Below are 13,807 nucleotides of genomic sequence, written 5' to 3'. Positions count from 1 at the left end.
TTATTTTTGCAGTAGAGAGATGTCAGCAATCTGTAGGAACAGGTTACGTAGGTTGTTCAGTAGCGTTAGACGGTTCTTCTTAAGCGCTTCGTCATCAGCCATCACCATTACGTTATCGAAGAATGCATCAACTGGTTCACGTAGATCAGCAAGCTTGCTTAGGGCTTCTTGGTAGTTACCTGTTGCGAATGCTGGTTCTAGTGCTTCCGTCATTACTTCAACGTTTTCAGCCAGTGCTTTCTCTGCGTCTTCTTGAAGAAGCGTTAGGTCGATTTCAGCTGGTAGCTCGCCATCGAATTTCGCAAGGATATTACCTACACGCTTGTTCGCTGCTGCTAGTGCTTCTGCTGCTTCCAGTTCACGGAAGTGAGAAACCGCTTTAACACGTTGGTCAAAGTCAGCAGGCTTAGTTGGACGACGTGCTAGTACCGCTTGGATGATATCAACGCTGAAACCAGCATCTTGGTACCATGCGCGGAAACGACCTAGCATGAAGTCGATAACGTCAGCTTCTACGTTTTTGTTAGTCAGCTTGTCGCCTAGTAGCTCTTTCGCTTTGCCGATCAGATCGGTTAGGTCTAGGTTGTAGCCGTTTTCAACGATGATACGTAGCACACCTAGAGACGCACGACGAAGTGCAAATGGGTCAGAACCTTTTGGTGCTTGGCCAATACCGAAGATACCTACGATAGTGTCTAGCTTGTCTGCCATTGCTACTGCTGAAGAGATACCAGTGCTTGGTAGATCGTCACCCGCGAAACGAGGCATGTATTGCTCGTAAAGTGCCAGTGCAACTTGCTCGTCTTCACCGTCGTGAGTCGCGTAGTGCATGCCCATCACACCTTGAGTATCCGTAAATTCGAATACCATAGAGGTCATTAGGTCACACTTAGCCAGTAGGCCAGCACGCTTAGACTTTTCAACGTCAGCATCGATTTGCTCAGCAATGTAGCCTGCAAGCTCTGTGATGCGGTCTGTTTTGTCTTTGATAGTACCCAATTGCTTCTGGAAGATAGCCTGGTCTAGTTCAGCAAGACGGTCGATAAGCGGGCGCTTACGGTCTGTGTTGAAGAAGAATTCAGCATCAGCAAGACGTGGGCGTACCACTTTCTCGTTACCTTCGATAACGTGACGAGGCTCTTTAGACTCGATGTTCGATACGAAGATGAAGTTCGGTAGTAGCTTCTTGTTGTCATCGTAAACAGGGAAGTACTTTTGGTCACCCTTCATGGTGTAAACCAAAGCTTCAGAAGGGACTTTTAGGAATTCTTCTTCAAACTTCGCTGTCAGTACTACTGGCCATTCAACCAGAGACGTTACTTCTTCAACAAGGTCATCTTCTAGGTCAGCTGTACCGCCAACTGCAGCTGCCGCTTTTTGCGAATCAGCAAGGATGATCGCTTTACGCGCTTCGTAATCTGCCATTACTTTACCGCGCTCTTCTAGGATCGCAGGGTATTGGTCAGCAGAGTCGATTGTGAACTCTTGTTCGCCCATGAAACGGTGGCCACGGATAGTACGAGCAGATGCTACGCCTAGGATTTCGCCTTCAACAAGCTCATCACCTAGTAGTACTGTCAGTGTTTTTACTGGACGGATAAATTGAATGTCTGAGTTACCCCAGCGCATTGCTTTAGGAATTGGTAGGCCAGCCAGTGCTTTCGCAGCAATGTCCATCACCAATTCTTGAACTGGTTTGCCAGCTACTTCTTGTTTGAAAAGAAGCCACTCGCCTTTGTCTGTTTTCAGACGGTCAGCTTGCTCAACAGTAATACCGTTACCACGAGCCCAACCTTGTGCCGCTTTGGTCGCGTTGCCTTCAGCATCGAATGCCACAGAAACAGCAGGGCCACGTTTCTCAACCACTTTGTCTGCTTGGCCTTCAGCCAGTGCAGTTACTTTAAGTGCTAGACGACGAGGTGCTGCGTACCACTTGATGCCTTCGTGAGAAAGCTCAGCCGTTTTAAGACCTGCTTCAAAGTTAGAAGCAAACGCTTCTGCTAGAGAACGAAGTGCTGTTGGTGGAAGCTCTTCCGTACCCAGTTCAATTAGAAAATTCTTCGCCATGATTATTTACCTTCCTTCTTACACATTGGGAAGCCAAGCGCTTCACGTGACGCGTAGTACGCTTCAGCAACTGATTTAGTCAGGTTGCGGATACGAAGGATGTAACGTTGACGCTCTGTTACAGAGATAGCTTTGCGCGCATCAAGGATGTTGAATGCGTGACCTGCTTTTAGAATGCGCTCGTAAGCTGGAAGCGGCAGTGGCTTCTCAAGCTCAAGTAGCTCTTTACACTCTTTCTCGCACTGGTCGAAGAAAGTGAATAGGAAATCTACGTCTGCGTGCTCGAAGTTGTACGTCGATTGCTCAACTTCGTTTTGGTGGAAGATGTCACCGTAAGTCACGTTAGAACCGTCTGGTGCTACGTTCCATACTAGGTCGTAAACAGAATCTACTTCCTGGATGTACATTGCTAGACGCTCGATACCGTAAGTGATCTCGCCAGTTACTGGCTTACACTCAAGGCCGCCAACCTGTTGGAAGTAAGTAAACTGAGTTACTTCCATGCCGTTTAGCCATACTTCCCAACCAAGGCCCCATGCGCCTAGTGTTGGGTTTTCCCAGTTATCTTCAACGAAGCGAATGTCGTGAACAAGTGGGTCAACACCAAGAACCTCTAGGGAGCCTAGGTACAACTCTTGGATATTGTCTGGCGATGGTTTTAGCGCTACTTGGAATTGGTAGTAGTGCTGCAGACGGTTAGGGTTTTCACCGTAACGGCCATCGGTCGGACGACGAGAAGGTTGAACGTAAGCTGTAGACATTGGCTCTGGGCCAAGTGCTCGTAGACATGTCATTGGGTGAGAGGTGCCTGCACCTACTTCCATATCTAGAGGTTGAACAATGGTACAACCGTTTTGAGCCCAGTAATCCTGCAGCGCGAGGATCATTCCCTGGAAGGTTTTGATATCGTATTTTTGCATAGTCAGGTTCGCGCGATTCTTTTAAATGAATGAGAAAAATAACCTCTGAGTATACCGAGATATTCGTAAAGCGAGTAGGGGTAATCTTGTTTAATTAGTGGTCTAAAATGTCGTTTAGTGGATTTTTTTGCCTTTAATGTTTGTTTTTCGGCACAAGTGGATATTTTGATAAGTTTGACACTTGTGTTTGAAAGCGTGGGTGATTAAAATCTCGCGGTCTTTGGGGAGTAGCTTACTTATTCATATCCTATTGAATGAGTTCGTTCGTCAACATAATTGATGCAAAATCATCATGGCGTTCGAGGCAACCACCACCTTGGTGGCGCTTAGCAAGACCTTAGACAAGCATCGTGAACCGGGATGGGGCGCGAGGTTTGTCTTTGGTTAAATATAATAATCTCCATCCCAAATGAGCATGTCGTGAGCGTTTTAGCAATTTCAATTACAACTGTCGCCTTAGCCGAGATCGGTGATAAGACCCAGTTGCTATCCCTTTTATTAGCCAGTCGATATCGAAAACCGATACCTATCATTGCGGCTATCTTCTTTGCCACCATTGCCAATCATGCCCTTGCTGCATGGCTCGGGGTTGTGGTCGCCGACTATCTTTCACCTGAAGTATTAAAGTGGGTGCTGGTGGTTAGTTTCATCGCTATGGCGGGCTGGATTCTGATTCCGGATAAGTTGGATGACGATGAGCAGATATCAAACCGAGGCCCGTTTGTCGCCAGTTTCATCGCCTTCTTCATTGCTGAGATCGGTGATAAAACCCAAATTGCGACCTCTATTCTAGGGGCTCAATATTCTGATGCATTAACGTGGGTGATTCTGGGTACTACGATCGGTATGCTGCTGGCGAATGTGCCTGTGGTGATCATCGGTAAGCTCTCTGCGGATAAGATGCCGCTTGATCTGATTCGTAAGATCACAGCCTTGCTATTCGTGGGTTTAGCTATCGCTGCTGCTTTCTATTAACAGGTGGTATTGAGTCTTATTATACTCAATCAGTAGAGTAATGTGTTGTAGGTCATACTCTTACAGTATTGTGGGGTTTATCGAGCGAATGGACATATAACTGTCATACTTGTCATGATATTTTAATCTTGTGAGTTAAGAACACGAGGGCATGATTATGTTGACGCGTTATATGGGTATTACTCCACAAAGCCAAAGTTATCTATTTACTTTTGGTCTTGCACTTACACTGTTAGGCATGGTGTTGACGGACATGTGGCTGCCAATGGTCGCGGGTGCCATCATCATGACTGCACTTGCGGTAGAGGCTTGGATTCGGGTCGCGCATATTATTCCGATGCGCAAAGATATCCGAGAAATTCAGCATCAGCTGGAGCATCTGCAAAACAAATCTAGAAGCGAATAAACAAAAAGCCGCTCGTACTCTGAGTTCTGTTTAAGAACATAAGGTACGAGCGGCTTTTTTGATACTTGATAGTCGGTGGGGCGTTACGCCTCCAATCCCTTTCTGATCAAATACTGGTAAGGCAACGTTTCTGTTGCTTGGCCTACCAACTGGTGATCCATGAATCGACAAAAGCTCGGAATATCTCGAGTTGTCGAAGGATCGTCAGCTTTTACCAGTAACACATCGCCATCCTGCATGTTTCTAATTGTCTTCCTGACCATCATTACTGGTTCCGGGCAACGCAGGCCTTCAGCTTCTAAAGTATGGGTTGCCAGTTCAGGTTTGAATGTCATGGTTTGTATCTCTATATCTATCTAACGAGTGAATAATACGTCTGCAGAAAAAATATGCAATAAGTGCTTGGCAAACAGAATCATTTCCTATAACTTAGTTAACAAGTTGATAACAACTTGAAGCAAAGGCAACTAGCTAAGGAGTGGCGATGTTGACAGGATTAGATAGATTAACAATTTATTCGGTTCTCTGTTTTATTTCTTTTTGTGCGTTAGTACTACGCTCATCGACAGAGACCTCACTGATGCCTATTTTTGGCATAGTAGCAACGATTATTGGTATTTGGGTAGAGATGCGCCGTTGGCAAGGTATAGCCGAAGAGCAAGAGCACTAACCCGAATACAGCAAGCGAATTCCGATACGACAACATTCCGACACTATCCCCCAATTTTCTTGGGCTTCCCCGCGTAATTGCGGGATTTTTTTTATCTAAAGCATGCTATAAACAACTTAGTGACTAATGGCAATCGTATACAGCTAGGTAAGTGGCGTGGAATTAGAAGACATCTATCGTAGAGACCTTAATTTATTGGTCGCTTTAAAGGTATTGATTGAAGAGGGCAGCGTAAGCCAGGCCGCGCTTCGTCTTAACTTAAGCCAATCCGCAACCAGTCGAGTATTAGGGCGTTTAAGAGAATTACTAAACGATCCGTTGTTTACACGTCAAGGTCAGCACCTTATTCCTACCAAGAAAGCACTCGAGATCAGTCAGCGTATTGATCAGCCTTTGGAGTCTTTTCGCCAATTGCTGAGTCCGAGTGACTTTGACCCTTACTATTGCAGCGAACGTTTTCTGATCGCTACCACCGATTATGCGATGCAAACCATCTTGCCTTATGCGTTGCCTAAGATTTATGAACAAGCACCCAATATCTCTTTGGAGTTTGCTCCGTTGCAGCATGAGCATTTGTTTAAACAGCTCAGCACCGAACGCGTTGATATGGCGATCTGTCGTCCGAGTGGCAGCATTGCACCACTTCATCAAGAAGTCTTGGGGCCGGTTGGTGTGTCGTGTCTGTTATCTAAAAACCATCCATTAGCCGATCAACCTTTAAGCCTTGCAGACTATGTTTCACTCCCACATGCGATGATTGCGATCAGTGATGGTGTTAAGGCTTTATTGGACAACGCTTTAGCTAATCAACAACCCAGAAAAATGGTACTGCGTGCTTATCACCTTGAAGCGGCATTGGCGATTGTCGATAGAATGCCGTTGGTGATTACTGTGCCTGCTGATTTGGCTTATTTGGTAGCAGAGCGTTATGACTTGGTTGTTAAGCCATTACCATTTGAATTTATGCCGTTTGATTACTCACTGATCTGGCACTCGCGTTGCGATTCTTCTGCTTCACAACAATGGTTAAGAAGAGTGGTAAAAGAAGAGTGTGGTGAGTTGATTCAAAAACGGATTGCGGATGTCGGTTTGGGTTAACCGGATCTGAGTCTGAGTTCACTTGACCCGAATGACAAAAACGCAAAAGGGCTGATAAAAATCAGCCCTTTGTTGTTTTGGGTTATCCAAGCCTAAAGCTGTTGCTTAAGGTTTGATAACTTTATGTTTGAGAGCCTATAGTTTAATGACTACGCGACCAGTGATTTGACCGTTAGTGATGTCTTCTGCTGCTTGAATTGCACCGTCTAAAGACACTTCTTTGGTTGCTTGAGCGTAGAAAGATTCTGGTAGTAGCTCAGCCAGTTGTTCCCACGCTTTAATACGTTTTTCACGAGGGCACATTACAGAATCAACACCTTGTAGGCGAACGTTACGCAGAATGAATGGCATTACCGTGGTTGGTAAGTCAAAACCGCCAGCTAGACCACACATCGCAACCGCACCGTTGTAATCAATTTGCGCCAATACTTTCGCAAGCACTTTGCTGCCTACCGTATCGATAGCGCCAGCCCACAGTTGTTTTTCTAGTGGCTTAGCTGGTTCTTCTAGTTCAGCACGCTCTACAATACGTGTCGCGCCTAGTGATTTAAGTAGTTCACCGTTTACAGAAGCACGGCCAGTCACTGCTGCCACTTTGTAGCCCAGTTGGTTTAGTAGAGTGATAGATACGCTACCTACACCGCCACTTGCGCCGGTAACTAGGATTTCACCGTCTTCAGGCTTGATGCCAGCATCGACAATAGCTTGCACACAAAGCATTGCCGTGAAGCCTGCTGTACCGATCGCCATGACTTTCTTAGCGTCTAGACCTTTAGGCATTGGCACTAACCAATCACCGTTTAGGCTCGCTTTTTCAGCCATGCCGCCCCAGTGACCTTCACCAACACCCCAACCCGTTAAAACAACTTCGTCGCCTGCTTTGTAGCGTGGGTCATCAGATTGTGAAACCACACCTGAAAGGTCGATACCAGGAACCATAGGGAAGTTACGAACAATGCGCCCTTTACCTGTAATCGCCAAACCATCTTTGTAGTTCAAAGAAGAGTAGCTAACATCAATCTTCACGTTACCTTCTGGTAATTGAGATTCTTCAATTTGAGAAACTGACGCGATAGTTTTTTTGTCTTCTTGGTTTAGTACAAGTGCTTTAAACATGATCTGCTCCGTGGAGGAATATTAGGAAACTGAAGTAACTTTAGTTGAATCATCCGAGAAAAAATAATGAAACATCAACATTGAATATATGCGTTTTGTGCATAGATGTCAGGGTTGGTTTTTCTCTCGTTGAGTTCGCTGAACGCAATCGATGCATTGTTGGATGCCAAGCAATAAAAAGTGCAGCTATATAAATATAGCTGCACAAAAGATTACCCTTCAAATATTACAGTCAGTAAACGCTATGGGCGTTCAAATACCGTTGCAATACCTTGGCCTAAACCAATACACATAGTCGCCAAGCCGTATTTCACGTCTTGTGCTTCCATCAGGTTGATTAGCGTCGTCGAGATACGAGAACCAGAACAGCCTAGTGGGTGACCCAGAGCAATCGCACCGCCGTTAAGGTTTACTTTCTCGTCAACAACATCCAGTAGACCTAAGTCTTTAGCACAAGGTAGAGATTGAGCAGCAAACGCTTCGTTTAACTCAATCACACCCATGTCTTCAATGGTTAGTCCTGCACGTTTAAGTGCTTTTTGGGTTGCTGGTACTGGGCCGTAACCCATGATTGAAGGATCGCAGCCAGCGATAGCCATAGACTTCACGCGAGCGCGAATCTTAAGGCCAAGTGCGTTAGCTTTCTCTTCGCTCATGATAAGCATTGCAGAAGCACCATCAGACAGAGCTGATGAAGTACCTGCTGTTACTGTGCCGTTTGCTGGGTCAAATACCGGACGCAGCTGGGATAAGCCTTCAACTGTTGTCTCTGGGCGAATGACTTCGTCGTAATCCAGAGTGAACAGAGAACCGTCTGCAGCGTGAGCTTCGGTTGGCAGGATTTCATTTTTGAAACGACCTTCAACCGTAGCTGCTTGAGCGCGAGCATGTGAGCGTGCTGCGAATGCATCTTGGTCTTCACGGCTAATACCGTGCATTTTGCCTAACATCTCAGCGGTTAGCCCCATCATGCCGGCCGCTTTTGCTACGTGTTTTGACATGCCTGGGTGAAAATCAACACCATGGTTCATTGGTACGTGGCCCATGTGCTCCACACCACCAATCAGGCAGATTTCAGCATCACCAACCATGATAGAGCGAGTTGCATCATGCAAAGCTTGCATAGATGAACCACATAAACGGTTGACTGTTACAGCACCAATCTCAATCGGTAGACCAGCAAGCAAGGCAGCGTTACGTGCAACGTTGAAGCCTTGCTCTAGTGTTTGTTGTACACAACCCCAGTAAATATCTTCAATTTCGACAGGGTTTACTTCTGGGTTGCGCTCTAAAATGCCTTTCATCAAATGTGCAGACAGATCTTCAGCACGAGTGTGACGGAAAGCTCCACCTTTGGAACGTCCCATTGGGGTGCGAAGGCAATCAACAACAACTACATTTTTCATTTTGCTATTCCTTTTCCAAATGTGGGTTACAGAGAACTGGCTTGTTGGCTGTCGTAAAAGCTTTCGCCCTTCGCTGCCATATCAAGCAATAGCTGAGGAACTTGGTACATTGCACCTAAGTCTTGGTAGCCTTTCGCCATTTCAACGAAGTTACCAATGCCCACACTGTCTAAGTAGCGGAATACGCCGCCTCTAAATGGAGGGAAGCCTAAACCGTAAACCAGTGCCATATCCGCTTCTTGCGGTGTCGCGATAATGCCTTCTTCTAGACAAAGCACCACTTCGTTGATCATTGGAATCATCACGCGCTGGATAATTGTTTGGTCATCAAAATCTTGTGGTGCTTGACATACGTCAGCCAAGATAGGAAGAATGTCTTCAGAGAAGGTCTTCTTCGGACGACCACGCTTGTCTACGCTGTATGTGTAGAAACCGCTACCGTTTTTCTGACCGTATTTTTCAGCAACGTAAAGTGCATCAATCGCATCACGACCTTCTTTGCCCATACGCTCTGGGAAACCTTGCGCCATCACAGCTTGTGCGTGGTGTGCAGTGTCTAGGCCTACAACGTCTAGTAAGTAAGCCGGGCCCATTGGCCAACCGAACTTGCGCTCCATCACTTTATCGATCTTAGTGAAATCAGCACCGTCGCGTAGCAACATGCTGAAACCGCCAAAGTAAGGGAAAAGTACACGGTTAACGAAGAAGCCTGGGCAGTCGTTAACAACGATTGGGGATTTACCCATCTTCGCTGCGTAAGCAACCACGCGATTGATGGTCTCTTCTGAAGTTTGTTCACCACGGATGATCTCAACCAAAGGCATGCGATGCACAGGGTTAAAGAAGTGCATGCCACAGAAGTTTTCTGGGCGCTTCAGTGATTTCGCTAGCAGGTTGATCGGAATTGTAGAGGTGTTTGATGTTAGAACCGTGTCTTCACCAACCAAACCTTCCACTTCGCTCAGTACTGCTGCTTTTACTTTCGGGTTTTCTACTACTGCTTCAACAATCACATCCGACTGTTCTACACCCGCGTAATGCAGGCTTGGAGTAATAGAAGACAGAATACCAGCCATCTTGAATCCATCTAAGCGACCGCGTGATAAGCGTTTATTCAACAGCTTAGATGCTTCGTTCATACCTAGATCAAGCGATGCTTGTGCGATGTCTTTCATCATCACTGGCACGCCTTTTAGAGCTGATTGGTAAGCAATACCGCCGCCCATGATACCTGCACCAAGTACGGCTGCACGCTCAGTTGCTTTGTTTGCTGACTTACCCGCTTGTTTCGCTAAGCCTTTGATGTACTGGTCATTCAGGAATAAGCCAACTAATGCTTTTGCTTCTTCCGATTTCGCTAGCTTAACGAAGTGCTTACGTTCGATGTCGAGTGCTGCATCGCGATTGCTGCGTGCTGCTTCTTCAATCGCAATCACAGAAGTAATCGGAGCTGGGTAGTGAGGCCCTGCTTTTTGAGCAACTAAGCCCTTCGCCATGGTAAAGCTCATCATCGCTTCGAGTTTGCTTAGTGAAAGCGCTGATGTCTTTTGTTTACGGCGTAGCTGCCAGTCTAATTTTTCATTAGCAGCCAGAGAAACGGTATTGATTGCCGATTCTAGTAACTGGTCTGTTTCAACAATCGCATCTAACAAGCCAACTTTAAGCGCTTCATCTGCACGGCATGCTTTGCCTTGCGTGATAATTTCCATTGCGCTGTCAGCACCGATAACACGAGGTAGGCGCACACAACCACCAAAACCAGGCATGATGCCAAGTTTGGTTTCAGGTAGGCCAATGCTGGTGGTCTTGTCACCGATACGGAAATCGGTAGCGAGTACACATTCACAGCCGCCGCCAAGGGCATGGCCACGCATCATTGAAAGAGTTGGGACAGGAAGGTCTTCGAGCTTGCTGAAGATTGAATTAGCGAATCTTAACCATTCATCAAGTTCTGCTTCTGGCTTAGCAAATAGGCCAAGAAATTCAGTGATGTCTGCGCCTACAATGAACGCGTCTTTGTTTGAAGTTAAGATTAAACCACGTAATCCTGCGTGAGCATTAAGAGCATCTAACGCTTTATCTAGTGATTCTAAAGTAGCAAGGTCGAGTTTGTTTACAGAGGCTGGTGCACAGAAGCTTAATTCCGCAATACCATCTTGTAATTCCTTTACCTGTAGGGTGTTAGCTTGGTAAATCATTGTCTATCTCCATGACATACAATCCACGATTGTTTGAGAGAATCTTGTTATCTTTCTATTATTGTAGAATACCTGGTAAGACCAGTTATCTTAGTCTGTACCTCTGCTTGATTAATTTCAATACATTTTTTAAACAATTGTTTAACATTGTGCGATGGCACAGATCCTCTAACCCTTATTATTCACGCGTGATACACTTCGTCGCTCTTATTAACTAAGTTAACGATATGAATGAACAGCCTTATTTAATACCTTCTGCGTCGGCTCTGTTTGAAGAAGAGATAAAAAAGAGCGTCTTTATTACGCATCTTGCTCATACTCCAAGTGTTGAAGCTGCAAAACAGTTCGTAGAACAGGTGAAAAAAGAGCATTCTTCAGCACGACATAACTGTTGGGGTTTTGTTGCTGGTCGACCTGAAGACTCAATGCTTTGGGGTTTCAGTGATGATGGTGAACCCTCGGGTACAGCGGGTAAGCCTATCTTGGCGCAACTATCGGGCTCTGGTGTCGGTGAATTAACGGCTGTTGTGACGCGCTACTCTGGCGGAATTAAGCTTGGAACCGGCGGTTTGGTTAAGGCTTACGGCGGTGGCGTACAACAAGCTCTCAAGCTGCTTCAAACTATCGAGAAAAAAATAACCACAAAATTACGGCTAGAGTTAGACTATGGCTTTGTGCCGATCGCACAATCCATCATGGCTCAGCATCAGGCTGTTGAGGTCCAAGCGGATTATGGTGTTCAAGTTGAGCTTATTATTGAAATAGAGCTCCTTCAGGTAGATTCGTTTACCCAAACCATGATCAATAAAAGCGGTGCTAAGGCACTGGTAACGAAAGTCAAAGACAACTAGGAAGTGTGAAGCATTTCGCTTCGTTCAATAGCTCATGCAATTTCGCTCAATTATTCGAATCGTCGGATTATTATTAGCACTTTTTAGTGTATCAATGCTTGCTCCTGCGCTCGTCGCACTGATCTATCGAGATGGTGCGGGTGTGCCATTTGTGACGACCTTCTTCGTTCTCTTATTCTGTGGAGCAACTTGCTGGTTTCCAAACCGACGTTATAAGCATGAATTGAAAGCGCGTGATGGCTTTTTGATTGTTGTTCTGTTTTGGACGGTAATCGGTAGTGCGGGTGCGCTGCCGTTTTTGATCGCCGATAACCCCAATGTGTCGGTAACCGATGCTTTCTTCGAATCCTTCTCTGCATTAACTACGACAGGTGCGACCGTAATTGTCGGCCTCGATGATCTGCCTAAGGCGATTCTTTTTTATCGTCAGTTCCTACAATGGTTTGGTGGTATGGGTATCATCGTATTAGCGGTAGCTATCCTCCCTGTTCTGGGTATCGGTGGTATGCAGTTATATCGTGCTGAAATCCCGGGTCCAGTAAAAGATAGCAAGATGACTCCGCGTATTGCTGAAACGGCAAAAGCGCTTTGGTACATCTACCTGAGCTTAACCATTGCTTGTGCAGTGGCGTTTTGGCTTGCTGGGATGAGCTTCTTTGATGCCATCAGTCATAGCTTCTCTACTATTGCGATTGGTGGCTTCTCGACTCACGATGCGAGCATGGGGTATTTCAATAGCCCTGCGATCAACATGATTACAGTTGTGTTCCTTCTTATATCCGCATGTAACTATTCGCTTCACTTTGCTGCATTTGCTTCAGGTGGTGTGCATCCTAAGTATTATTGGAAAGATCCTGAGTTCCGCGCCTTTATCTTTATTCAGGCAGTACTGTTCTTGGTTTGTTTCTTATTACTGCTCAATCATCACTCTTATGATTCGTACTACGATGCTTTCGACCAAGCCTTGTTCCAAACCGTGTCTATCTCTACGACCGCGGGTTTTACAACGACGGGTTTCTCAGAGTGGCCATTGTTCTTACCCGTACTGCTTTTGTTCTCTTCTTTTATAGGGGGATGTGCAGGTTCTACGGGTGGTGGTATGAAAGTGATTCGAATCTTACTACTTACTCTGCAAGGTGCTCGTGAAATGAAGCGTCTTGTTCACCCACGGGCTGTCTATACCATCAAGGTTGGCGGTTCTGCACTACCACAACGTGTTGTAGATGCGGTCTGGGGCTTCTTCTCTGCATACGCATTAGTGTTTGTGGTTTGTATGCTGGCTCTTATTGCAACTGGTATGGACGAGTTGAGTGCTTTCTCTGCGGTAGCGGCGACATTAAATAACCTTGGCCCGGGCCTTGGTGAAGTCGCGGTGCACTTTGGCGATGTGAACGACAAAGCAAAATGGGTACTTATCGTATCTATGCTGTTTGGCCGATTAGAAATCTTCACCTTATTAATCTTATTGACCCCTACGTTTTGGCGTAGCTAAGGACAACATTGTGGCAAAAGTTCTATTTTTGTATTCAAGCCGTGAAGGGCAGACCAAGAAAATCTTGAACTATATAAAAGAAGAAATGAGTGAGTTCGAATGTGAGCTTCAAGATCTGCACACTATTGGCAAGGTGGACTTTGCTCAGTACGACAGAGTGTTGATTGGCGCATCGATTCGTTATGGCCACCTTAATAAGAAGCTATATCAATTTATTGATGCCAACCTTACTCAGTTGCAATCAAACAAGGTTGCGTTCTTCTGTGTTAACTTAACGGCGCGTAAAGAAGACCAAGGCAAAGATACACCAGAAGGCAGTGCGTATATTAAGAAGTTCCTTACCAAGTCTCCATGGCAGCCGACTTTAATCGGTGTATTTGCAGGTGCCCTCTATTACCCACGTTATAACTGGTTCGATAGAACCATGATCCGCTTTATTATGAATATGACAGGTGGTGAAACGGATACAACGAAGGAAGTTGAGTACACAAACTGGGAAAAAGTCTCTTTGTTCACTGAAAAACTGAAGAATATGTAAGATAAAAGCCTACTTTTGAGGCGTTTTGAGTTCTTTTTAATCGAACGAATAAAAAAACGAAAAAAACTTA

At 45.6% G+C, this 13,807-nt stretch carries 13 protein-coding genes and 1 riboswitch; of the genes, 7 read left to right on the top strand and 6 right to left on the bottom strand.

Going from position 1 to position 13,807, the window contains the following annotated elements:
- Both glyS and glyQ read right to left on the bottom strand, forming a co-directional pair.
- The gene (gene glyS, locus AB6E54_RS17700; RefSeq protein WP_017058814.1) at positions 1-2,067 is read right to left on the bottom strand and encodes a glycine--tRNA ligase subunit beta; all 2,067 of its coding nucleotides are present in this window, start codon (positions 2,065-2,067) and stop codon (positions 1-3) included.
- 2 nt (positions 2,068-2,069) lie between these two features.
- On the bottom strand, positions 2,070-2,987 hold the full coding sequence (gene glyQ, locus AB6E54_RS17695; protein ID WP_017058815.1) for a glycine--tRNA ligase subunit alpha: 918 nt from the start codon (positions 2,985-2,987) through the stop codon (positions 2,070-2,072).
- Between the two features lie 210 nt (positions 2,988-3,197).
- A riboswitch (yybP-ykoY riboswitch) is annotated at positions 3,198-3,373 on the top strand.
- 34 nt (positions 3,374-3,407) lie between these two features.
- On the opposite strand from glyQ, the gene AB6E54_RS17690 reads away from it, so the two are divergent.
- Together AB6E54_RS17690 and AB6E54_RS17685 are read left to right on the top strand one after the other, a co-directional pair.
- On the top strand, positions 3,408-3,962 hold the full coding sequence (locus AB6E54_RS17690; protein WP_017055491.1) for a TMEM165/GDT1 family protein: 555 nt from the start codon (positions 3,408-3,410) through the stop codon (positions 3,960-3,962).
- Positions 3,963-4,113: 151 nt separating this feature from the next.
- On the top strand, positions 4,114-4,368 hold the full coding sequence (locus AB6E54_RS17685; RefSeq protein ID WP_017058818.1) for a hypothetical protein: 255 nt from the start codon (positions 4,114-4,116) through the stop codon (positions 4,366-4,368).
- Positions 4,369-4,451: 83 nt separating this feature from the next.
- On the opposite strand, the gene tusA is transcribed toward AB6E54_RS17685, so the two are convergent.
- On the bottom strand, positions 4,452-4,703 hold the full coding sequence (gene tusA / locus AB6E54_RS17680; RefSeq protein ID WP_004736675.1) for a sulfurtransferase TusA: 252 nt from the start codon (positions 4,701-4,703) through the stop codon (positions 4,452-4,454).
- A gap of 149 nt (positions 4,704-4,852) precedes the next feature.
- On the opposite strand from tusA, the gene AB6E54_RS17675 reads away from it, so the two are divergent.
- Positions 4,853-5,038, top strand: coding sequence for a hypothetical protein (locus tag AB6E54_RS17675; RefSeq protein WP_004736674.1), 186 nt, complete (start codon positions 4,853-4,855; stop codon positions 5,036-5,038).
- 156 nt (positions 5,039-5,194) lie between these two features.
- On the top strand, positions 5,195-6,136 hold the full coding sequence (locus tag AB6E54_RS17670; protein ID WP_017058819.1) for a LysR family transcriptional regulator: 942 nt from the start codon (positions 5,195-5,197) through the stop codon (positions 6,134-6,136).
- Positions 6,137-6,271: 135 nt separating this feature from the next.
- Here the strand turns inward: AB6E54_RS17670 and AB6E54_RS17665 are convergent, their stop codons facing one another.
- The 3 genes from AB6E54_RS17665 to fadB all read right to left on the bottom strand — a co-directional run bounded on the left by AB6E54_RS17665 (position 6,272) and on the right by fadB (position 10,856).
- Positions 6,272-7,252: an MDR family oxidoreductase gene (locus tag AB6E54_RS17665; protein ID WP_017058820.1), complete on the bottom strand. Its 981-nt coding sequence runs from the start codon at positions 7,250-7,252 to the stop codon at positions 6,272-6,274.
- Positions 7,253-7,494: 242 nt separating this feature from the next.
- Positions 7,495-8,658 carry an acetyl-CoA C-acyltransferase FadA gene (fadA, locus tag AB6E54_RS17660; RefSeq protein ID WP_017058821.1) on the bottom strand — a complete coding sequence of 388 codons (1,164 nt, stop codon included), beginning with the start codon at positions 8,656-8,658 and terminating at the stop codon, positions 7,495-7,497.
- A 26-nt stretch (positions 8,659-8,684) separates the two neighbouring features.
- Positions 8,685-10,856 (bottom strand): fatty acid oxidation complex subunit alpha FadB, encoded by a 2,172-nt coding sequence (gene fadB, locus AB6E54_RS17655; RefSeq protein WP_017058822.1) that lies wholly within the window; start codon positions 10,854-10,856, stop codon positions 8,685-8,687.
- A gap of 227 nt (positions 10,857-11,083) precedes the next feature.
- Here fadB and AB6E54_RS17650 point away from each other — a divergent pair, with 227 nt between their 5' ends.
- From AB6E54_RS17650 to hemG, 3 genes are read left to right on the top strand one after another with little or no spacing between them, the layout of a single operon-like run.
- A complete protein-coding gene (locus AB6E54_RS17650) occupies positions 11,084-11,707 on the top strand; it encodes a YigZ family protein (RefSeq protein ID WP_017058823.1) in 624 nt (207 codons plus the stop codon).
- 34 nt (positions 11,708-11,741) lie between these two features.
- Positions 11,742-13,199: a TrkH family potassium uptake protein gene (locus tag AB6E54_RS17645; RefSeq protein WP_008223210.1), complete on the top strand. Its 1,458-nt coding sequence runs from the start codon at positions 11,742-11,744 to the stop codon at positions 13,197-13,199.
- A 10-nt stretch (positions 13,200-13,209) separates the two neighbouring features.
- The gene (gene hemG, locus AB6E54_RS17640) at positions 13,210-13,737 is read left to right on the top strand and encodes a menaquinone-dependent protoporphyrinogen IX dehydrogenase (protein WP_102331978.1); all 528 of its coding nucleotides are present in this window, start codon (positions 13,210-13,212) and stop codon (positions 13,735-13,737) included.
- Positions 13,738-13,807 lie beyond the last annotated feature (70 nt).

Source organism: Vibrio sp. 10N.247.311.49 (assembly GCF_041467655.1).
Classification (GTDB): Bacteria; Pseudomonadota; Gammaproteobacteria; order Enterobacterales; family Vibrionaceae; genus Vibrio; species Vibrio crassostreae_C.
This window is presented reverse-complemented; position numbering and strand designations above follow the sequence as displayed.